Origin of the sequence: Bacillus solimangrovi (genome assembly GCF_001742425.1) — a bacterium.
Classification (GTDB): Bacteria; Bacillota; Bacilli; order Bacillales; family Bacillaceae_N; genus Bacillus_AV; species Bacillus_AV solimangrovi.
The window spans coordinates 50,898-71,593 of sequence record NZ_MJEH01000002.1; the positions used below are offsets into that span (position 1 = coordinate 50,898).

The 20,696-nt window shown below is 31.6% G+C and carries 21 protein-coding genes; 4 read left to right on the plus strand and 17 right to left on the minus strand.

Going from position 1 to position 20,696, the window contains the following annotated elements:
* Positions 1-80 precede the first annotated feature (80 nt).
* From arsA to BFG57_RS00805, 10 genes are all read right to left on the minus strand, one after another.
* Positions 81-1,847, minus strand: a complete 1,767-nt coding sequence (gene arsA, locus BFG57_RS00760) for an arsenical pump-driving ATPase (protein ID WP_069715545.1) — start codon at positions 1,845-1,847, stop codon at positions 81-83.
* Positions 1,848-1,862: 15 nt separating this feature from the next.
* A complete protein-coding gene (arsD, locus tag BFG57_RS00765; protein WP_069715546.1) occupies positions 1,863-2,228 on the minus strand; it encodes an arsenite efflux transporter metallochaperone ArsD in 366 nt (121 codons plus the stop codon).
* A gap of 142 nt (positions 2,229-2,370) precedes the next feature.
* Positions 2,371-2,706 (minus strand): ArsR/SmtB family transcription factor, encoded by a 336-nt coding sequence (locus tag BFG57_RS00770; protein WP_069715614.1) that lies wholly within the window; start codon positions 2,704-2,706, stop codon positions 2,371-2,373.
* A gap of 421 nt (positions 2,707-3,127) precedes the next feature.
* Positions 3,128-4,045, minus strand: a complete 918-nt coding sequence (locus BFG57_RS00775) for a DUF4179 domain-containing protein (RefSeq protein WP_069715547.1) — start codon at positions 4,043-4,045, stop codon at positions 3,128-3,130.
* Positions 4,046-4,050: 5 nt separating this feature from the next.
* Complete coding sequence (locus BFG57_RS00780; protein WP_069715548.1) at positions 4,051-4,563, minus strand: sigma-70 family RNA polymerase sigma factor; 513 nt, start codon at positions 4,561-4,563, stop codon at positions 4,051-4,053.
* 482 nt (positions 4,564-5,045) lie between these two features.
* Positions 5,046-5,618 carry a histidine phosphatase family protein gene (locus tag BFG57_RS00785; protein WP_069715549.1) on the minus strand — a complete coding sequence of 191 codons (573 nt, stop codon included), beginning with the start codon at positions 5,616-5,618 and terminating at the stop codon, positions 5,046-5,048.
* Between the two features lie 107 nt (positions 5,619-5,725).
* On the minus strand, positions 5,726-6,409 hold the full coding sequence (locus BFG57_RS00790) for a GNAT family N-acetyltransferase (protein ID WP_069715550.1): 684 nt from the start codon (positions 6,407-6,409) through the stop codon (positions 5,726-5,728).
* Between the two features lie 200 nt (positions 6,410-6,609).
* Positions 6,610-7,293 carry a phosphatase PAP2 family protein gene (locus BFG57_RS00795; RefSeq protein WP_069715551.1) on the minus strand — a complete coding sequence of 228 codons (684 nt, stop codon included), beginning with the start codon at positions 7,291-7,293 and terminating at the stop codon, positions 6,610-6,612.
* A 226-nt stretch (positions 7,294-7,519) separates the two neighbouring features.
* Entirely contained in the window at positions 7,520-7,849 is a 330-nt protein-coding gene (locus BFG57_RS00800) for an HIT family protein (RefSeq protein ID WP_069715552.1), read from the minus strand.
* 102 nt (positions 7,850-7,951) lie between these two features.
* On the minus strand, positions 7,952-8,419 hold the full coding sequence (locus tag BFG57_RS00805) for an ASCH domain-containing protein (protein WP_069715553.1): 468 nt from the start codon (positions 8,417-8,419) through the stop codon (positions 7,952-7,954).
* Between the two features lie 473 nt (positions 8,420-8,892).
* Here BFG57_RS00805 and BFG57_RS00810 point away from each other — a divergent pair, with 473 nt between their 5' ends.
* Together BFG57_RS00810 and BFG57_RS00815 are read left to right on the plus strand one after the other, a co-directional pair.
* Entirely contained in the window at positions 8,893-9,897 is a 1,005-nt protein-coding gene (locus BFG57_RS00810; protein WP_069715554.1) for a permease, read from the plus strand.
* Between the two features lie 12 nt (positions 9,898-9,909).
* Positions 9,910-10,845 (plus strand): TIGR03943 family putative permease subunit, encoded by a 936-nt coding sequence (locus tag BFG57_RS00815; RefSeq protein ID WP_069715555.1) that lies wholly within the window; start codon positions 9,910-9,912, stop codon positions 10,843-10,845.
* 257 nt (positions 10,846-11,102) lie between these two features.
* On the opposite strand, the gene BFG57_RS00820 is transcribed toward BFG57_RS00815, so the two are convergent.
* Positions 11,103-11,465, minus strand: coding sequence for a VOC family protein (locus tag BFG57_RS00820; RefSeq protein ID WP_069715556.1), 363 nt, complete (start codon positions 11,463-11,465; stop codon positions 11,103-11,105).
* Between the two features lie 180 nt (positions 11,466-11,645).
* Here BFG57_RS00820 and BFG57_RS00825 point away from each other — a divergent pair, with 180 nt between their 5' ends.
* Both BFG57_RS00825 and BFG57_RS00830 read left to right on the plus strand, forming a co-directional pair.
* Complete coding sequence (locus tag BFG57_RS00825) at positions 11,646-13,421, plus strand: dihydroorotate dehydrogenase (RefSeq protein ID WP_069715557.1); 1,776 nt, start codon at positions 11,646-11,648, stop codon at positions 13,419-13,421.
* A 118-nt stretch (positions 13,422-13,539) separates the two neighbouring features.
* Positions 13,540-13,803: a F0F1 ATP synthase subunit C gene (locus BFG57_RS00830; RefSeq protein WP_245676678.1), complete on the plus strand. Its 264-nt coding sequence runs from the start codon at positions 13,540-13,542 to the stop codon at positions 13,801-13,803.
* Positions 13,804-13,985: 182 nt separating this feature from the next.
* On the opposite strand, the gene BFG57_RS00835 is transcribed toward BFG57_RS00830, so the two are convergent.
* The 6 genes from BFG57_RS00835 to BFG57_RS00860 form a co-directional block, all read right to left on the minus strand.
* Entirely contained in the window at positions 13,986-14,768 is a 783-nt protein-coding gene (locus BFG57_RS00835) for a NosD domain-containing protein (RefSeq protein WP_069715558.1), read from the minus strand.
* A gap of 279 nt (positions 14,769-15,047) precedes the next feature.
* Positions 15,048-15,839, minus strand: a complete 792-nt coding sequence (locus BFG57_RS00840) for a DUF4097 family beta strand repeat-containing protein (RefSeq protein ID WP_069715559.1) — start codon at positions 15,837-15,839, stop codon at positions 15,048-15,050.
* Positions 15,820-17,460, minus strand: coding sequence for a hypothetical protein (locus BFG57_RS00845; protein WP_069715560.1), 1,641 nt, complete (start codon positions 17,458-17,460; stop codon positions 15,820-15,822). Before BFG57_RS00845 ends, BFG57_RS00840 begins: the two co-directional genes overlap by 20 nt.
* Entirely contained in the window at positions 17,457-18,332 is an 876-nt protein-coding gene (locus BFG57_RS00850) for an ABC transporter ATP-binding protein (protein WP_069715561.1), read from the minus strand. Before BFG57_RS00850 ends, BFG57_RS00845 begins: the two co-directional genes overlap by 4 nt.
* A 734-nt stretch (positions 18,333-19,066) precedes the next feature.
* Positions 19,067-19,762: an ABC transporter permease gene (locus tag BFG57_RS00855; RefSeq protein WP_069715562.1), complete on the minus strand. Its 696-nt coding sequence runs from the start codon at positions 19,760-19,762 to the stop codon at positions 19,067-19,069.
* Positions 19,719-20,678: an ATP-binding cassette domain-containing protein gene (locus BFG57_RS00860; protein ID WP_069715563.1), complete on the minus strand. Its 960-nt coding sequence runs from the start codon at positions 20,676-20,678 to the stop codon at positions 19,719-19,721. Before BFG57_RS00860 ends, BFG57_RS00855 begins: the two co-directional genes overlap by 44 nt.
* Between the last annotated feature and the right edge of the window lie 18 nt (positions 20,679-20,696).

Consider the following 20,696-nt stretch of genomic DNA (forward strand, 5'->3'; position numbering starts at 1 on the left):
TTTGTAAATTGAAAAAACCAGTTAACTAACATAACTGGTTTTTCCTCATCACATTCATGAATGTAATACTAGTAACATGCCTACTTCATATAATCTTTCAGCTTGTCATAGCCTACCTTTTCTTCGTTTAACCATGGAATAATTGCACATTTATCAGCAATTTTTTCATTCACTTCATAAATCCATTTCTTTTCTGAAGCAGCTTTCCCTCTTAGTACAGGATCCATCGTATTGGTAGCAGATAAACTCTGATTAATAATCCACCATTTGGGATTTATATTTGCCCGCTTCAAATCTGCTTGTAATCTGGAGGATTCCAGTACTGGTGTAGGTTCTGCTAACGTTACAATAACAACTGAAGTTTGTTTTGGATCTCTAATTTGAGGTAGTAGTTTTGTTACACTCTCAGGTACTTCACCTGTTGAACGGGCAATTTCTTTGCTGTATGATTGTGCAGCATCTAACAACAATAGTGTATGACCTGTTGGAGCCGTATCAATTACGACAATTTCATCACTTGATTTTGCTACTACATCAGCAAAAGCTCGAAAAACTGCAATTTCTTCTGTGCACGGTGAATTCAAATCTTCCTGTAAATATGCCAAACCCTCTACGTCTAATGCCTCATTTGCATTTGCTAATACTTCAGCCTTATATTTTTCTACTTCTTCTTTCGGATTAATATTACTTATTGTCAAATTTTCATTTAGATGAACGTTTTGAAATTGATAATCGAGATGAGCGGCAGGATCTGTTGTTGTTAAGTGAACGCGATGTCCCTTTTCAACTAAACCAACTGCAATTGCAGAAGCAATTGTCGTTTTCCCTACGCCTCCCTTTCCCATCGTAAAAATCAATCTTGTATCATTGACAGAGAAATCATCAACGATATCATTTAATGTTGGCATTTTATCATTATCAACATGAACTAATTCTTGTGAAGGAACTGCATGCTGTCTGAATAATTGTCTTAAGTTATCTACTCCTGTTAATGAGTGAGAAACAAAAGGTAATGAATAAATATCTGATTGCTTGAGAGTATCAGGAATTAGTTGCAATGCTTTCCTTTGTCTCTCAAAAAAAGCTAATGAAACTTCGTCTTCTTTCAAATAGTTCTCAAGTAGTCCGTTAACGATTACAAGTTGGTTTCTTACGCCAATTTCTTGTAGTTCATTTGCTGCTCGATTGGCTTCAAATAGAGCTGAGATGTCAGGCCTTGTAACCAATATTAAAGTTGTTTGCATAGGGTCAGACAGTACATCTACAGTTTGTGAATACAGATCTTTCTTTTCTGCTAAGCCAGACAGAGGACCTAAACATGAAGCTCCATGAGTACTCTCATCTAAAAAACCGGTCCAGGCTGTAGGTAATTGTAAAAGTCTTAATGTATGGCCAGTTGGAGCAGTATCAAAAATGATATGCTCATATTGACTAGTAAATTCATTGTTTGTCAATAAACTCGTGAACTCATCAAATGCAGCAATTTCAACTGTACACGCACCTGATAATTGTTCTTCCATAGAAGAAATAACAGATTCAGGAAGCTTTTCACGATACGGACCTACTACCTTTTCTCGATAACTATGTGCAGCTGCCACAGGGTCTAAATTACTAGCATATAAATTCTTAACATTTGGGATAGGTTTTGGTGAATTAGTTAATTCAATACAGAATACATCTTGTAAGTTTGATGCTGGGTCAGTGCTAATCAATAGTACACGATTCCCACTATCAGCCAATGCTACAGCTGTAGCACATGCTATTGATGTTTTTCCTACTCCACCTTTTCCAGTTAAGAATAGGAAGGGTGTATTCACGACATTTTCTGGCTGAAATGATTGAAACATTTTTCCCCTTCTTTCTTAATTCAATGAATTTAAGTTAATTGAAAGCTTACTCTTAGGTTTTGCTTGTAGAGTTTCTAACTTAACATTTAACCATTTAGCTAAATCCTCATTCGTTGGATAACTGCCTGTTTGAACAATTTCACCATTTACTAAAGTTATTGGAAGTGCATCTGTTCCTTTTTCATGTAAAATAGAACTTACTGTACTGTTATCAGCGAATTTATCTGGGTCATTTGTTAATTGATAGCGTTTGATTTCAATCCCACTGCTCTCCAATAAATGCACAGCAGAAGCCACTCTTGTTAATTCTGGATCTACACTCGGACCACATACTCCTGTTGAACAACACATTGCTGGGTCAAAGATTTCCACTTTTTTCATAAACGAACACTCTTTTCTATTTTGTTTTTGAGTTAAATAACCAGTATAAAATTGAATGCCAATTAACTACGATTTGACTAACAGATGATATGCATTCCTCTTAATAAGAACTTAGTAATGCCAGTATTCATATACAAATTACTTAATCACATGAAATGCGTAATCCTCTCTTCTCAAGCTCTGCAACTTTCTCAGCTTGATTAGGAAGATATTTCAATATATCCTTAACCATTGCATAATGTTCACTTTGATTATTTAAAGAGTATATAACCCATTGTTTCTTTCGTTTCTCTTGAATCAATCCACTGTCTTTCAGCTTACGAAGATGCTGACTAATTGATGGCTGACTCATTTGAAAAATCTCAACAAATTCACATACACAGAATTCATCCTCAAGAAGTAATCCAACCATTGCAAGTCTCGTTTTATCTCCAAGTAGCTTTAATACTTGAGCTGTGTTCACTAACTGCTGCTCCATTAATGTCAATTGAATACCTCCTTGCCTATTCTAATTATATTGTCATTTACTTATATAATAAAATTGTTATATAGAAAACTCAAGTTCTAATTACAATAGCAATTATTCTTGATTAATTCTGGATCTTCTAATAAAAATGTTTGCTACGTTTCAACTCAATTTATATGTTTTAACTACATAAAAAAGGTTTGAACAATACGCGTAATGTGGACTTTCAAGATTTCTTTATCATAAAAAAACTTAGTCAAAACTAATTTTTATACATTGATCATTATCTAACCTCGCAATAAATGGAATAAAATTTATCAATATGTATAATCATCCAATATTCAACAACTATGTAACATGTAATTTATTATAAAATAAAATAGAGCTATGGATTTTCACCATAGCTCTAAAAAATTGTTTATAAACCTTCATTTTATTCTACTGGGTAACTTTTCGGTTCATTTACACCTTGTCTTTCTTCAATTAGTAATCCTTTATCTGTTGTTTTGCTTAACTCTTCTAATTTCTTTTCTGCTTCTTCTTTAGTTTCAAAGGAATTAATTTCTACAAAGAACAAACCATTTTCATCTTTAAGAATTCTTGTTTCATCTTTAATATAGAACTGTTCTTCTAAACTACCGATAATTGGTCCATTCGCATAAGATTCTGTTCTTAGAGCATATGTTTTCTTTTCCTCATACTGTTTATCTTCTCGAAGCTTGATTATTAAGCTTGCTGGTTCTTCTCTTTCTTCAATTGTATATTCTACAGGCTTTTCAAATTCAATAACAAACCTAATGACAGAATCATCTAGCGTAATAATTGTATAAATATCTTTCACATACTTATTTTGTAATATCTTTTCAAAATTTTCTGTAGCTGAAAACCTTCTGGCACCACCTATTTCAAATGTCATTGTATATGGATTTTCATCATACTTCACGTTAAATGTGCCAACATTTTCTTGTAATTCATCATCTTGTGAGAAGTTAATAAGAATATTCTCATATCCATTTTCTTCAAAAGAATCCATATTACTTATATCTGTTCCGTCTGTAATAAGACCACCACCAGCCTGGCCATCATTAAATTGAAGAACCTTAACTAGATTTCCTGCAATGGGAATATCCTTTAATAAATCTGCAAAAGTTGGTGACACATTAACACTAGCTGTAAATAATGTAATAGCTGCAGTTAGGCTAGCACATACCTTAATAAATTTATTTGTACTGTTTTTTCTCATTTTCGCTCTTCCTCTTTCTATGCCCATTTGTACCGTATGATTAAGTTCGGAAGGAATTTGAATTTCTTCGTATTCTTTTTTATAATCAGTCATATTATTTTTATCCATATCTTCTACTCCTTTAAGCTAAGATTCATTTCATTTAATGCTCTATAAAGTATGGACTTTATCGTACTTACTGGTGAATCTAATATACTTGCAATTTCCTCTAGCTTCATATCTTCAAAATATCTTAATATGATTACCGTTTTTTGTTTTTCATTTAATTTTTCTAGAGCTTCTCTAATTACTATTTTGGCATGAGTATTGCCTTCACTATAATCACTTATGTTTTCAATATAATCCTTATCTATTGATACAATTTTTTTATTTTTCTTTATAAAATCAATCGATACGTTTATCAAAATTTTCGTTAACCATGTGTTTTCATATTGTGTTTTTTTCACTTTATCATATGAAATATAAGCCTTATAAACTGTCTCTTGTACGATATCTAAAGCATCATCTTTGTTTCTGACATAGCTATAAGCAATTTTATACAGTTTTTCTTGGTTTTTATTTATCAATTCGAGAAATCTATCTTCCCTCTCCTTATTTGTTTTTTTACTTCTAAAAGCAATGGCCATGTTTTCACTTCCTTGTTTTTTATCAAAATTTCAATAACACTCATTAGACTGCTAACTGATATAAAAAGTCTCAAAAAAATATTAAAAAGGGTATGGCAAAAATTGTTTGCCATACCCTTTTTAAAGCAACTGAATAATAACACCTATACTATATTCACTAATCGTTTTCTTATCTCGACAAGTCTTTTCATAAATTAAGTGTAACCAAATAAATATTTATACAAACTTTCTATATTTGAAATCGATCAAATTAAAAACAAACAAGAAGCTTATTTAACTTTACAAAAGCTACGTCTCAACTTGTTGAAATAGTAAGTATCCAAGCTAGAATCCCTTTACGGTAATACTAAATTAAATATGAGAAAATCGAATAAAGCAACTGCATCATTGAATGAATCAAGTTACTGAGGGTGTATTATAAAACGAAGAGGATTTTGGGGCAGTTTTAATAGATGAAATAAATATGAGAAGTTGTCTGCACATCAACTTTTCCATAGCCGTTTAACACCAACACATGTTTGATCATTGAATTCCATTTTATAAACATCAGGCTTAGTAGTGTTTAATAAAAAATCCAAATCATAATGATTATCGTAATACCCCATCATTAAAGTCATTACAAGGCCATGTGTACCTACAGCAATTTTTTGTCCTCGATACGTATCTAACAATTGTTTCAAAGTCGTTATCGCTCTGTCTTGACATACTACATTAGACTCTGCACCATCAAGTGAAAAATTCGGAACAGAAAATGATTTCTCTAATAAGGGAAATAGTTCATCATCGGAAATTCGATTATTTTCATTTGAAAAGATGCGTTCTTTTAGATCTTCAAACACGATAATTTCTTTTCCATTTTGCTGAGCTAATTCTTCAATTGTTAAGATCGCACGTTTGTATGGACTTGAAACGAAAACCTCGATCTCTTCTCCTTTCAATAATTCAGTTATTCGATTTACATCTGCTTTACCTTTATCCGTTAATCCTCTTGATCTTTCATCTGCCTCTAATTTTGGAGAGTCACAATGTCTAACCATATATACAACTGTTTTCATTATAAAACCTCCGTCAATTTGTATACTTCATAATTTATAAGCTTTACTACCGTTATAAAGGATAAATAAATCACATGTATATATGATTAATGTATTTGAAATTGTATCTAATCTAAGTTTCGAATCCCCATTTCAACTAAGCAATTATTAAGAATTGTTTTGTCGATTTGATTAACAGAATTATATTTTTCATTATAAATAGCGAATATTGAGTCATTAATCGTTTTTTTGTTTATTTCTTTGCCATTTCGATTTTTCACAAATAAATTGAGTGGAATTGAGTGTTCATCATTATGTAATGGAGGTTGCATGTACTTAACATTCAAACGCTTATATCCATTTCTGTTGAAGAAATTATTTCGTTTTACACAATCTTCTTTCTCTTGTTCAGTGTGCACCATTTCGATCGTTTCTGTTTCTAGAATAATTGAATTAATAGATTCATAACCTGCTCTCTTAGCATCTTCATTTAATAATTCTTCGAGTTGGTTTAATGTCTTTGCTCCAAGTCCATGGCTTCTTATTAATGGGTTTGTAACGATATAAACGATAAATCCACTATTAACACCTGCTAAATAATGACCTGTTGCAAAAGAAACAACTTGTTCATTTTCGATTCCTACTAAAAAGCGAAACGTATTTGGAAAGCTATTTTGTGAATACTGTATGCTTTTGTAAAAGGTTTCGTGTGATTCTCTTACTTCCTTCGGGAAAGTTTGATCATATAGTTTGAATACTTTTTCTAAATATTCCACGTTATCATTTGTAATTTCTGTCCATCCAACCGCCATTCAATCACCGCTCCATTATGTATAATTAACTATTCTATTAAAAGAATCATAATGTTCTAACATTATGATTGTCAATAACAGGTTAAAATCCACTAATTGTTCACTACATCGTTCTATTAAATAAGCCCCCTAATAATAAGTAAGGGGGACTATTTCAATAACTCAATTAAGTTTTTAGACTCGCGATAATCGTAAACGGTTTAATTTTCTCTTCTCTTAAAGATCTTTGATAGTAAATTGTAGCTGTATATTGCAAGTATGAGTAAGATTCCTCCCATTGCATGACCAGCCATCACATCTGTCGGATAATGAGCAGATAATACAACACGGCTAATACCAATCAAAAGAATAAAAGTTACTCCGCTTATGCCTATCATATACTTCTCTTTTAATAGTGTACGTTTATTTAATAGCAAGTATGTCGCTAAACCGTATGCTACAAGACCAATTAATGCCCCACCACTAGGAAAGCTAAAATCCAGTTCCTGTAATGAATGATTCAATGGAGGGCGTTCTCTTTGAAATAATTCTTTCAATACATCATTTAATAGCTTCGACAACAATACCATCAACACAAAGATTATACTTCCTAAATAATCTCGATATTTTCCGATTAACAAAAACAACATGATTACGAGTAAAGTTATTATGCCAGAAGTAGAGCCGAACCAAGTAATAACTTCAAATATTTTATAAACGATTGATTCATTTTCTAGTACAAGAACATTTCTTATTACAAAATCTAAGTTACTTACCTCTGTACGTTGAATCATTTTTGATAGATAAAGAAAAATGATAACTAATACAGCGCACAATATTATAATACCTATATGAAAAATTGCAGGTAGCTTACCTCTAGATGATTTTCTTTCGTTAATTTCCATAAATTTTTTCTCCTCTTCTGTATTAGGTGGCTTTTCTTATGTTGTGAGAAAATGAAGTAGTGACATGTTTCTAACATTGATTTCAACACTTCTTTAAACTTATTACGCTTGTGATCGCTTACCTTTACCGAAATAAGATAAACTTCCTTTATGTAAAGAGATTAATTTTTTGTATCTATTTATTTTGTTCAACAGCTATAACATCATTACATAATTAGTGACATTTTTATCTTAATGGTTCTCCATAAACGATATGCCAATGTAAGTGTTTGGAATCTTGGTAATTTCCTAAATTGGTTAACACTCTACTAGCACCGTATTGTTCGGTAACTTTTTCAGCAACTTGTTTGATGACATCAAGCAATTCCAGTAATAACTCGTTGTCGTTTTCAGATAATGTTATTAAAGAAGATATATGTTTTTTTGGAATTGCTACAATATGAACAGGCCAATAAGGTTTTGAATGGTAATAGGCTAATACATTTTCTGTTTCTAATACTTTTTCTACTTGTGTTTTTCCACTTAACACTTCATCACAATAAAAATCTTCAGTCATATTAATTCTCCTCGAAATTCTTTCTAAGTTTAATAGAAAGCTACACTACTACCTTCACTCTGACTATAACTTCATTCATCTAATCACAATGAAAAGAAATGATTAGTCAAACTGTTTCTTATACACAAGTTGAAATCTTTCACAAACAACTGGTATTTTATCATGGAACTGTATATCAACAGCTTCAAGTTCTCTTTTGAAAAATGCTTCATGAACATCACGCCAATATCTTAATGAACGATCTCCTTCTCCTTCCAAATGTGCATGTTCTTCCGTAACTTCATCAAAAAGGACTACTTCTACTGCAATTGTTTCAACAATCGCAACAGCATTTCCATCTCCGTCTAAAATAATATTATGTAATCCGATTTCTGGTAGAGGATCTTTATCGATCTCATATAACGTGTAATTCGATGATGTTGCCGTTTTCTTTCCTTCTAATACTAAATTAGCAAGTTCATCTGCCATTTCTTTTGTATTACCAAATGCCCATGCTTCATAGTCTGTTGGGGCATTTGAATTTATCGATTTATACTTTTTCCATAAGTCAATAATAGATTTATTATTCATTTCTATAACCTACTTTCTATTCTTTTCAACAACTTCTGAGAAATCAGAACAATAGATAAGTATTCATTATATTAGTCTATTGTTATTTTTTTATTGGTTTCCTCAATGTGCCTCTATCATTTTAGCATCTTAATTCCGTTTCTTTGATAAGTTCACTTATCAAAAAAATCTAGTAATAATTGTTCTTAAACCATTTACAATCTAATATACTTGTTTTAGTATTTAAAACGAAACGATTACGCTTTATGTTTTATTTTATATGAGTGTAATTATACTATAGTTTTTGAGTTAGAGCTAACAAACATAAAACTACATACGAATTATTCAAAATAAATAGTGTAAGAAATACCCTGAATATAGAACTTCAATAAATCTTCAATTGAACAATACAAATAGTAAAGTAATTATTTTCTCAAACTTTATTATTATGCATCAATATTATTTGCGGTAAGAGCTATTATAAGGAGGTTAAAATGATAAAGATATTACGGAGTAGTATTATAGATTTTACAGGTTTAATTATTATTGGTTTAACTCTTTTGCTTTTTTCGTTTAGTACAAGCTTTAATGGTGCCTTAACTTTCCCTCCTTCTGTTTTAGATTTGAATACAATTTTTCTAAGTATTTTAATAGAAGCTCTTCCTTTTATTTTAATAGGAGTATTAATTGCTGGAATGATTCAAATCTTTGTAACCGAAGAACATATTCAAAAGTGGATTCCTAAAAATAAAGTAATGGCAGTTATTATGAGTTGTGTTGTTGGAGCACTTTTTCCTGCTTGTGAATGTGGCATTGTTCCAATTGTTCGCAGACTTATTTCAAAAGGTGTACCAATTTATGCAGCTATCGGTTTTATGTTAACGGGCCCACTAATTAACCCAATTGTCATTGCCTCTACTTACATGGCATTTGGAAACAATATTAAGATGGCTGGACTACGTATGGGGTTAGGTTTCTTAATTGCTATTCTCGTTGCTTTGACAATAAGCTTTGTTGTTAAAGGTAACCAATTAAAAACATCAATAAGTATTAAAAGTACTCATTCACACTTACATATACAAGAAAAATCTTTTATGAGCCTATTCTGGTCAATGTTAATTCATTCTATTGATGAGTTTTTTGATATGGCAAAATTTCTTATTATCGGTGCTTTCTTAGCGGCGTTTGTACAAACCTACATACCTGCAAAAACATTATTGGAAACAGGTAGTGGTCCCGTTTCCTCTTTACTCGTTATGATGGGATTAGCATATGTTCTATCATTATGTTCTGAGGCCGATGCCTTTATTGGTGCTTCCTTTAGCAGTATTTTTCCTACTCCGTCGATTTTAGGCTTCTTAATTTTCGGACCGATGATCGACTTGAAAAATACGTTAATGATGTTAAGTGTTTTCCGATATAAGTTTGTGATGGGCTTGCTTGCATTGGTCATATCAACAGTTTTTATTACGATTATGCTTTTACAAAGCTTTCTATAAGGAGGTAGAACTGTGAAATTTTCTTATCAGCAAGCTATAAGAGCAGTGATATTATTTGCATTTTCAGCAATGCTTTTTAAGCTACATTTTACAGGAGACATAACCAAGTTTATCAACCCAAAATATGTCGGTTTAAGTCAGTCTGCTTCAGTCATCTTTTTATTTTTATTTTTTATCCAAATAACAAGAATTTGGAGTGTGAAAGAACATAACCACGAGCATTGCTCTCATGAAGCCGATAACTGTGGACATGACCATGGAAATTCAGCTTTTAATGTTAAGAAGTTAATATCCTATATAATTATCATTATCCCTTTATTAACTGGGCTCTTTCTTCCTCCAAAGGTTCTCGATTCATCTATTGCAGCTAACAAAGGAGGTATGGCGGTTTTAACCAAACAGACATCCTCCGAGAAAGAAACAAATAACCCTGCAACACTAGATACGAATGACGATGATACACAAAGTGAAGTAACATTTGAGCATAGTGCAGCGAACCCTAGTATAACCGAAGCCCAAAAAGAAATTTCCAAGGAAGAATTTGATCAGCTTATACAAAAACTAGTGACGACTCCTGTTATTGAAATGAATGATTATGTTTTTAGCTCCTACTATCAGGAAATCAGTAAAGATATCAATAGATTCAAAGGAAGAAATATTGAATTAAAGGGTTTTGTATACAAAGAGGATGGATTTGATGAAAATCAACTTGTACTTTCAAGATTTCTAATTACTCATTGTGTAGCAGATGCCAGCATCATCGGATTGCTTTCAGAATTCAAGGAAGCTTCTAGTATTGAACAGGACACATGGATTGAAGCCAAAGGAGTGTTGGATATTACGAACTATAATGGAATGGAACTTCCTTACATCAAAATTTCTGAATGGAAAAAAATAAAGACTCCTGAAGAACCTTATCTTTATCCTATCAGTGTAAGAATTTTATAATAAAAACAGGTTGGCCCTAAACCATCTTGTTTTGATTATTAAATTATCTTTTTAAGGATAATAAATTAAAAATTATAGCTACCATATATATGTTTAGAGAAGCTGGATTTCCATATTCCCATCATCTATATTTACAGTAACGTCATATTTTTAACAGAAGAGTTGTTATCTGAACTATCACAGAACTTGTGACAGAAACCAGTGAAGACAAAAAAAGACACAACTCCAATAAGGATTGTGTCTTTTCATTTCCACAATTAAAATGTAACAACACCAAGTTGGTTGCCATCAGGATCAAATAAATCAAAAAATCTCATCCCGTCTCCACCTTGAATTTCATTCACTTTAACTCCACGTTCGGTTACAAATGTATAATAACCATCGATATCTTCACAGTAAAAATTGAATGGAATATGATTTCTTTCTGGCATTTCATCAACTTTGTACAAAGTTAATGCTGTTTTTATTTCACCTTCTTCATCAAATCGAAAACCTACATATTGTTCGTCAATGCTACGATATACCACTTTAAAAGGAAATATGCTCATATACCATTCTTCAGCACTACTAATATCAGTAACAGGGACAAAAACGCTATCAATTCTTCTAACTGATTTCACTTTAACATCCTCCTATTTTTTATATCTATTAATTATTTTAATAACACACTTAATTAAGTTTGTTCATCAAAATGTTTTATGATACCTCATTTTAGAAATGTTATATTCAATTTCAAACATATACACACTATATATGGTAAAATTATGTCAAATAAATCTATAGATTGTAAGGTGAAGAATATGCCAGATTGGTCCTATCATATTATATTTAAACCGATGTTAACGAAACTATCCCCTTACACCTCTAGGGAGTTTATTCATCGTGGAATGAATGCAATCGCTTCTCTTCCAGTCGGTTCTCATATTATAAATTTCCTAGGTCGGGAAGAATGTTCTCCTCTTCTTGAGAAACAACTTGATGGAGTGAAGTATAACAATCCTGTTGGACTTTCTGGGAAGATTGATCCTTTACTATCAGGTACAAAGGCATTTTCACATTTAGGGTTTGGTTTCATTGAAATTGGGCCTATAACGATGAAACCAAGCTTGAATGCTCAACTTCCGATTATCAACAGAGAAGATAAACAAATCCATTTCCCTTGCAAACATGAGTCTATTGGTTTAGAAACAACTATCGATAAACTAACAACAATCAAAAAGAAACAACCTTTATTCATGAGGATTTCAGGAAGTAAAGCAGAGATTTTCACAATGATTCAAGAATTAGATTCATATGCAGACGGCTATATTATTGAATCATATGATCCTAGTTATGTTACATTAACCTCTAAACCGATTTATGTCGTTGTTCCATCTAATGAAAAAACTGAAACTTTAGTAAACTTATTTCATACATTCTCTGGTGTAATAATTGACGGGGATTCATTTATAGAAATATTAAATAGTGTACAACGTCTAAAAAAAATAGACTCCTCAAAAACTATTCTGACGTCTGGAGGAATTCATGAACCAGACCAAGCATTACAATTGCTAAATGCAGGTGCAGATTTAGTTATGTTAGTTGACGGTTATGTATTTTCTGGACCTGGTTTGACGAAAAGAATAAACGAAGCATTACTGAACAGAGTTGAGCAACCTTCTCTTCCGCAAAAAGGATGGAAGTCGTATTGGATATTCGGGCTACTTATTTTCCTTGGAGGATTACTTGCATTATTGTTTAGTTTAACTACTATTATTCTCCCATATGATGAATTATTTTTAAATACAAAAAAAGAAAATTTATGGAATTTTAATGATAGAATTATGCTTTTTATGGCACATGATCGCATGACATTAGCTGGCACGATGATTTCAGGTGGCATCGTGTATATGAATCTTGCTAAAAACGGTATTAGAAGAAAACTTAAGTGGTCAAAACAAGTTACAGATATTGCTGCTATTATTGGCTTTTTAGGCATCTTTTTATTTATTGGTTACGGTTATTTTGATTGGTTGCATTTAGTGTTCTGGATCACCCTACTACCATTTTATATATATGGTTTTTATCAAACTAGAAATGTACAAGGAACTCCTACTTCAACGAATCTAAAAAATCATAGAGCTTGGCAAATGTCTTTGTTGGGACAATTTTTGTTTGTATTATTAGGGTTTTCTTTTGTGTTTGGTGGAATCATTATTTCAATTTATGGGGTAACTTCAGTCTTTGTTCCAACTGACTTACTATATATTTGTATGAGTATTGACCAATTACAATCCTTTAATGAAAATTTATTATCATTAATTGCCCATGATCGTGCAGGATTTGGAAGTGCTTTATTAAGTGTCGGATTACTCGTACTCATGATTGCTCTTTGGGGATACCAGCAAGGAAACAAGTGGGTTTGGTGGACTTTTTTTATTGGCGGCCTGCCAGCTTTTATTACTGCTATTTACGTTCATTTTGCAATTGGATATACAACCTTTATTCACTTATTACCTGCGTATTTTGCGTTTATCGTCTACATTTGTGGCTTGATCGTTAGTTATTCCTATTTATCAAAGATTAATCCTGAGTGATATTAAACAAAACACTTTTTGTATCATTCAAACCATTGTATGACCCAGAACACCTCTCTTCGCTTCTCATATACTACAAGTGTAATAACTTTTAGTTTATGAAAGGAGCTGAAAATTGGTGCAAATAGATAAAAAATACGTTATATATTTTTTAAGTTTCTTAGGTGCTGGCGTTGCAATGATTGCTTTAGCAGGTATAGGTATTGGGATTGGTACTGCTGGCGGAGCAGCCCTTGAAGGTATTGCAAGACAACCAGAAGTTACTAGTACAATTCAACAAACACTTCTGTTATTAGTTGTATTACCTGAATTATTCTTAGCATTCCTTGCTTTCGTTGTTGCGATAATTATTATTCAAACAATTAGAAATTGCAGATGTTAAGAGAATTTTAACCGCTACTGATTAAAACTTGTAGCGGTTAATTATATTGCATTGATGGTTGAGGTTATTTTCAATTTATGTGCTTTATTACTTAAGTTTTTCTTGATGGAATCATTTAAATTCTCAAATAACTGACCACATCGAAATTTATTAAGTTTTACAAATAAAAGCACTTAAAAAAATCAGTTACAAATACTAGCGATGTTACTATTGTTGCACCTATTACCAATTAAATTGTTATCATCTTGATCTATAATATCAAGGTTCCCATTACCGAGCACATGATTAAAAAAAACATCATTTTCATTTGAATTTCCAGATAAACTTATTCCGTTTAGAACATTATCATTCACTACATTTCTCTTTATCAAGTTATCGTCTGAATCATCTTCTATAACAATCCCATTGTTATTACTTATGACATCATTTCCTTTAACTAAATTACTTTTTGCATTGTCCAATTCAATGCCTATAGAATTATTATTACAACTATTCTTTTCAATCTTGTTCTGATTTGAATCGGCTAGAAATATCCCCTCAACACCACCATTACAACGATTGTTCATAATTTTATTTTCATTTGAACTAGATAACACAATATTTAAACCGTATTGTTGTACAGTGAAATTTTGTACGATTACTCCTGAAGTTCCATTCAGTGTTAAACCATTACCTCCTATCATTGTTCCATCTAGTACAGGTTTCATTTTCCCTAACCCAATTAAATTTAAATTATCTTTATTTATGACAACATTTTGAACATATGGGCCTCCACTTGCTCGCACAAAAATAATATCTCCTTCTTCTGCCTCATTAACTGCTTCTTGAATTGTAGGAAAATCATTTGGCACAACGATTGTTTTTTCGTTCAAAAAAAAGATTGCTAACCCAATCACTGAACCTATAAAAATAAGACATACAAAACTACAAATTATTGAAATTATCAAATGTTGTGATGTTTTCAAACTTCCACCATCCTATACACTTAGCTTGAACACCTTGCTTAGTCCTCAATCATTTACTATATAGATTGTTTATTTAGTGATTGATAGTCTTTTTAACCATATTGTATGCTTTAACTCATTATTTCGTTTAGACGATATTCTATAAAAATGGACTATAGTTGTTTCTGTACCTGTATTTTTATTGGATTTAAAGGATAAATCTTTATTGCACTTAGTCTTATTAGAAACAAAAAAGACTTATCAAAAAATTGAAATTTGATAAGTCTTTCTTGATAATTATTAATCTAAATTGATACTTCCTGATAACGTATGAATTGACAATTTTGGTCCGTTTGCTCCCAGTTCACTTTGTAACTTATTACCTGCCCCTTGAGAAATGATCTTCTCTGCTGCAAATAATGATGTTTTAATTTTACCTGATTCTGTTGCTGCATCTACGATTAAGCTATTAGGCTTCTGGTTAAAGTTAACTACAATTTTACCAGAAAGTGTATTAATATTACTATCACTACCTAACATTCCATTGTGTGAAAGTATTATATTCCCAGTTTGATTGGTAATTACAAAATCTCCATTAGCATTTTCCAATTCTACGTTTCCAGCCACATTTTCACTAAATAATTTATTACTATCAATCCCATTTATCGATATATTGCCTGAGTCTGTTGTAAATACTAATTCCTCCGCTTTCAGACCCTCACCAGAAATATTACCTGATGTAGAGATTAAGCTGATTTTCTTATACATCGTATTTGGTACATCTAGGTATAGTGTTTTAGTTTTTAAATTTACGATGCCTGATGAATTTTCTAAATTTACTTTCAACACATTGCCTTCAACTGTTGCAGGAATATCTTCAACATCTTCCATATTTACTTTCACTGTACTATCATTACTTGGACGAACTTCAATATTTTGACCATCCGCTTTCACATAAATTTCTTCAACGTTTCCTCCCTCGAACGATTTACTTTCAAAGTTTGATGCAGAATCTGAATTGCAAGCGCCCAGTAATAACACCATAAATCCAATACTAAATAGTGTAATCATTCTATTGTTTAGCTTTCTCATGATATCCTCCTTTAGAATAATCAGTTTTATTTATACCCTTTGTTCTTCCTAAGCTTAAACTACCAGTTTGTACCTGCTGAATCATGAGAGCAGTGATAAAGAACACGACTGTAAGAATTATATAAAGGTTGTTATGTGCAGTAGAAACACCTAAAAAGTCAAGATAAGGTAAGTCATTTACTGGGCCCATGTACCACCACAACATATAAATAACTTCAAATAGTTTTCTCGATCCACTCAATAATCCTAAAGCAAAGCTCAATGTAGGAATGAAAAATACACCTACTAACCATGAATAAAAATATGTCATTTGCCCTTGCATTAAGAATTGAACGAATATACCTGATGACATGAGTACAGTAATAAAAATCCCAGAAATCCATACAGCAGCAAATTTATATATTGGTGGACAACTAGATAAGATTAACTCTCTAGTAAAGTATGTCTTTTCTCTCGTACCCATTTGAGACCAAATAACAATTGGCATAACCATTAGAAGAGGTAACCAACTTTGAATTTTGTCAAATGGAATTAAAATACTTCCAGTTATCATTCCTAAGACTAAAAGATACCACCAAATAGAATTACCTTTTAACATGATTCGTAACTCAGCTCGAATTAAGCGTGATAAATGAATACGTCTACTTTTTTCAACTGGTGATAACTTGAATCCCTTTTTCTCTGCACTTTCAACAATAAAGTTATTTTTACTCTTAAAGAGTGCAAGCTTTTTATTAAGCAGTTTTTTCTTTTCTTCCTTAAAGCGTGAAAATATCATAGATGAAAGTAATGTTAGAATCATCGCAATTAACACCCAAATCACGCGTTGTGTTAATAGATGTGAGTCCCACTCAACACCTTGCCAAATAAATGTTGCAATTTGCCCTTCTGTTGGATAATAACCGAAACTTCCCCCTTCTTGACTTTGAGCAATGAAAGGATATTGTATCGCTGCTTCACTTACCATGTCAGATCGAATCGCATCTAGTCCAAACAAATCCCAAAAACTACTAGGGCTTGCGATTGAAATTACACTAAAGAAAATCCAAAAACAGAAGAATACGATATTACCTATCACACCTTTTAAAACAGGTAAGACGTCAAATAAAACAGTTAAAGACGCTAATACTAATAGAGAAGGAATAGCGATAAATAGAAATGGTGCGAAGTAATCCCATAATTGTAGCTGATAACTTTCTCCACGTATTAATTGCATAATGATAAACGCAATCATCATAATACTTTCTATGACAACTAATACAAGAAAATTTGATATCGCTTTTCCTGAAATGTAACGGAAATTACTAATTGGTGTAGCTGCAATGATTTGTCCAACTTTCAACAATTGATCTTCTGTTATTTGACTTCTCAACATATAGAATCCAAATAACCATAGCAATAAGGTTGTAAGCATAGCTGCCATGCCGCCAAGCCATGCAGAATTATATACTCCACGTACTCCCCCAATATAAAATACTTCATAACCAGCTGTAGATGATGGTACACATGCATACCCAATAAAAATACTTAAACCAATAATAATGAGAAATGAATAGCTTCTCATTTGTTTAATGAGATTATTCTTCATTAAATAAACATACGATTCAAATGTATGGTTCATTGTGTCACACCCAACGACGAAATATAGTAGAGGTATGCATCTTCTAATGAAGAAGGCAATGAGGTAGCATTATAATTAGGGCGTTTTTCTGATATAATTCGTGCATGCACTCCGTCACTTCGATGAATAGCGCTACTAATCGCATATTGCTCTTGCATGTTTTGAAGCTCTGATGTTGGGATAACACAATTCCAAACTTTATTATCAACACTTTTAATAAGGTATTCTGGCGTAGTGTGAGTAACTAGTCTGCCTTTTGATAGAACTGCAATGTTAGGTGCAATTGATTCAATGTCTGTTACGATATGAGTAGAAAGAATAACTATCCTATCTGATGACAAGGTAGAAAGTAAGTTTCGGAACCTAATCCTTTCCTGTGGATCTAATCCAACAGTAGGTTCATCTACAATTAGTAGTGATGGATCATTTAATAAAGCTTGAGCAATACCAACTCGCTGTTTCATTCCTCCTGAAAATCCTCCTAATAACCTCTTTCGATCATTGGCTAAATTCAATGCTTCTAATAGTTCATTGATTCTTTTCTTAGAAGATTTAATCGACAACCCTTTTATAGCTGCCATGTACTCAAGAAATTCTATTGGATTCATATTTGGGTAAACACCAAAATCTTGAGGTAAATACCCTAATTCTTTTCGTAAATAATTAGGGTTTTGTGCAATATCAACCCCATTCCATAATATTGTGCCACTTGATGGTTTTTCAATTGTTGAAAGCATGCGCATCAAAGTCGACTTTCCTGCCCCATTAGGTCCCAACAAACCTAATACACCGGGTTTTAAATCTAATGTCACATTCTGAAGAGCCTGTTTTTGACCATAATTTTTTGAGACTTGCTGTATAGTAAGCTCCATATAAATACCTCCAATGTAAATCTTTATAATTTTCTATCTTCTTGATGTAACTTTCATTGTTTGCTTACTATTATCATAAACAGCTAAAGTAAAATTAAGGTAAAATAAAAGCAAAATCGAAGTAAGATTATAAGCTTTTAACTTAATGGTCCATTAATAATGTTTCTTCTATATCAAATGTAGATCTTATTATTAAAAACAGATCATCTCAGCTATTTTGTAAAAAACATCTCATTATAAAAATTTATTGTTCATTATGTTCAATCATTAAAAAGGGATTATTTGTGAAGAGTGATCGCGAGAAATTGTTACAGATTGATTATTTTAAGATCAAAATTAAAGAAGAATTTGCGAAGAACGAACAAGTAACTATTAAAGAAACTAAGCTTTGGTGGTTACTATAGAACTGTTAATTATTTCGAAAATAATTCGATTTCTTTTCAAACATAAAAGTAGCACTACAGAATTAATCTAATCAGTAGTGCTACTTCACATTAATACATTACGTTCAGAAAGACGAGATGTTATTGGGAGTACTAGCAAGGAAATAGAATCAAATGTCGCTAACACATTTAAGTATTTTAACTTGTAAGATAAAACAACCACCTACTAAAACAGGTGGATTTAGAAATATATATCATCGACTATTGTCTTTTCCTTCACTAAACTGATTAACTTTTTCTATTACTATATTGAAATATTTAATATTTCAAACCACAAGAAATAATTTTATATTAGCTTACATCCTCAACCTCTACTTTACGTATTGCTATGTATGCTATGAAAATACCTAAAACTGCAAGAAAAGTTGGTATTAGGATTATTGAACCAACAGAAAAACTATTAGTATTAAAACCTAAAACCGTTACGATAAGGATGGAGGAAATTATAGTGACTGGCACAGACTTTTTTTTCATACCAAAATATAACGGGATTAAGCTTAATCCGGCAGTAGCAACAGAATTAGTAAGGATTTTAAGCAACTGTTGAATTATAATTAATACGCTTAGTTGTTCTGGTACAAATTTAAAAAAGTTATCCATTACAATAAAAGAAGCAGATATAAATATACTAGAAAGGATAATGGTTGTTAAACTCCAACAAACCACAATTATTAATTTTGCTCCCAATAATGCTTTTCTGTTTACAGGGTATGAAAACAAAACTAAGATGGTTTTATTTTTATATTCCTCAATAATTAACTTTGCAATAAGTACTGATGCAAAAATTGTAAAAGTTGCACCAACAAGTAAATTCAAAATGTTAAAAGCTTCTGAATATTGTCCGAAAGCAATCACACCATTATCTTTTCTCTCTGCGAAAGGAATAAGAAACATGAAAAATAGTAAGATTAAATTAGCAAGAACAATCCACTTATTATATACACTAAATTTGAATTTGTTTCTTTCTAGTTTGATTAGTCTTAACATCTGTGCTCTCTCCTTTTATAAGGTTTAAATAATAATTTTCTAATGATTCAGTTTTTTTGTGAATAGACTCAATCTCTATATCACTAATTATTAGTCTCTTTGCAATTTCTTTTTGTGGAACATGAGAGTCATAGATGTGAATAACTGATTTACCTATAAGTTTAAAGTTTGTAATGTGCAATTCATTTTCTAAGATTTCAGTTGTGTATGTTGAATCCTTTGTAACTATTTCAATATAATCAGGTTTTTTTTCGCGTATAGTATCCAATCCAATTTCCTCAATTAATTTACCATTATGAAGAACACCAATCGTATCAGCAAGATGTTCTATTTCTCCTAAAATATGACTAGAAATTAAAATAGTTGTTCCATACGCCTTGCTCATCATTTTTAATATATTTCTTATTTCTCTAATACCCGAAGGATCTAATCCGTTAATAGGTTCATCCAAAATGAGAAGTTTAGGATTAGTAATTATAGATCTTGCAATACCCAGTCGTTGTTTCATACCTAATGAAAAGTTTTTTACAGCTTTATTACCCGTATTTCTCAAGTTAACAAGTTCTAATGTGTCATCAATTGCATCCATATCGTTAAAATTCATATACTTACAATGAATTTCTAAATTTTCTTTTGCAGTAAGTTCGTCATACAAAATAGGAGTTTCTATGATATTACCTACTTTTTCTAAATATTCATAAGATGAACTTGAAATAATATCACCGAAAATCTCTATCTCTCCACTTGTTGGTTTAATTAAATTTACAAGCATTTTCATAACCGTCGTTTTTCCTGAGCCATTTGGACCTAGTATTCCGTAAATCTCTCCATTTTTTATATTCAAATTAACATCTGACACAACCTCTATCCCGTTAAATGATTTAGTCAAGTGACTTGTTCGTATAGTGTAGAACATAAAAATATCTCCTTTTTT

What these genes read in the sequence shown, in the direction of transcription:
- arsA (WP_069715545.1), bottom strand. Translation starts at nt 1,847, where the DNA reads ATGTTTCAATCATTTCAGCCAGAAAATGTCGTGAATACACCCTTCCTA.
- arsD (WP_069715546.1), bottom strand. Translation starts at nt 2,228, where the DNA reads ATGAAAAAAGTGGAAATCTTTGACCCAGCAATGTGTTGTTCAACAGGA.
- BFG57_RS00770 (WP_069715614.1), bottom strand. Translation starts at nt 2,706, where the DNA reads ATGGAGCAGCAGTTAGTGAACACAGCTCAAGTATTAAAGCTACTTGGA.
- BFG57_RS00775 (WP_069715547.1), bottom strand. Translation starts at nt 4,045, where the DNA reads ATGGATAAAAATAATATGACTGATTATAAAAAAGAATACGAAGAAATT.
- BFG57_RS00780 (WP_069715548.1), bottom strand. Translation starts at nt 4,563, where the DNA reads ATGGCCATTGCTTTTAGAAGTAAAAAAACAAATAAGGAGAGGGAAGAT.
- BFG57_RS00785 (WP_069715549.1), bottom strand. Translation starts at nt 5,618, where the DNA reads ATGAAAACAGTTGTATATATGGTTAGACATTGTGACTCTCCAAAATTA.
- BFG57_RS00790 (WP_069715550.1), bottom strand. Translation starts at nt 6,409, where the DNA reads ATGGCGGTTGGATGGACAGAAATTACAAATGATAACGTGGAATATTTA.
- BFG57_RS00795 (WP_069715551.1), bottom strand. Translation starts at nt 7,293, where the DNA reads ATGGAAATTAACGAAAGAAAATCATCTAGAGGTAAGCTACCTGCAATT.
- BFG57_RS00800 (WP_069715552.1), bottom strand. Translation starts at nt 7,849, where the DNA reads ATGACTGAAGATTTTTATTGTGATGAAGTGTTAAGTGGAAAAACACAA.
- BFG57_RS00805 (WP_069715553.1), bottom strand. Translation starts at nt 8,419, where the DNA reads ATGAATAATAAATCTATTATTGACTTATGGAAAAAGTATAAATCGATA.
- BFG57_RS00810 (WP_069715554.1), top strand. Translation starts at nt 8,893, where the DNA reads ATGATAAAGATATTACGGAGTAGTATTATAGATTTTACAGGTTTAATT.
- BFG57_RS00825 (WP_069715557.1), top strand. Translation starts at nt 11,646, where the DNA reads ATGCCAGATTGGTCCTATCATATTATATTTAAACCGATGTTAACGAAA.
- BFG57_RS00840 (WP_069715559.1), bottom strand. Translation starts at nt 15,839, where the DNA reads ATGAGAAAGCTAAACAATAGAATGATTACACTATTTAGTATTGGATTT.
- BFG57_RS00845 (WP_069715560.1), bottom strand. Translation starts at nt 17,460, where the DNA reads ATGAACCATACATTTGAATCGTATGTTTATTTAATGAAGAATAATCTC.
- BFG57_RS00850 (WP_069715561.1), bottom strand. Translation starts at nt 18,332, where the DNA reads ATGGAGCTTACTATACAGCAAGTCTCAAAAAATTATGGTCAAAAACAG.
- BFG57_RS00855 (WP_069715562.1), bottom strand. Translation starts at nt 19,762, where the DNA reads ATGTTAAGACTAATCAAACTAGAAAGAAACAAATTCAAATTTAGTGTA.
- BFG57_RS00860 (WP_069715563.1), bottom strand. Translation starts at nt 20,678, where the DNA reads ATGTTCTACACTATACGAACAAGTCACTTGACTAAATCATTTAACGGG.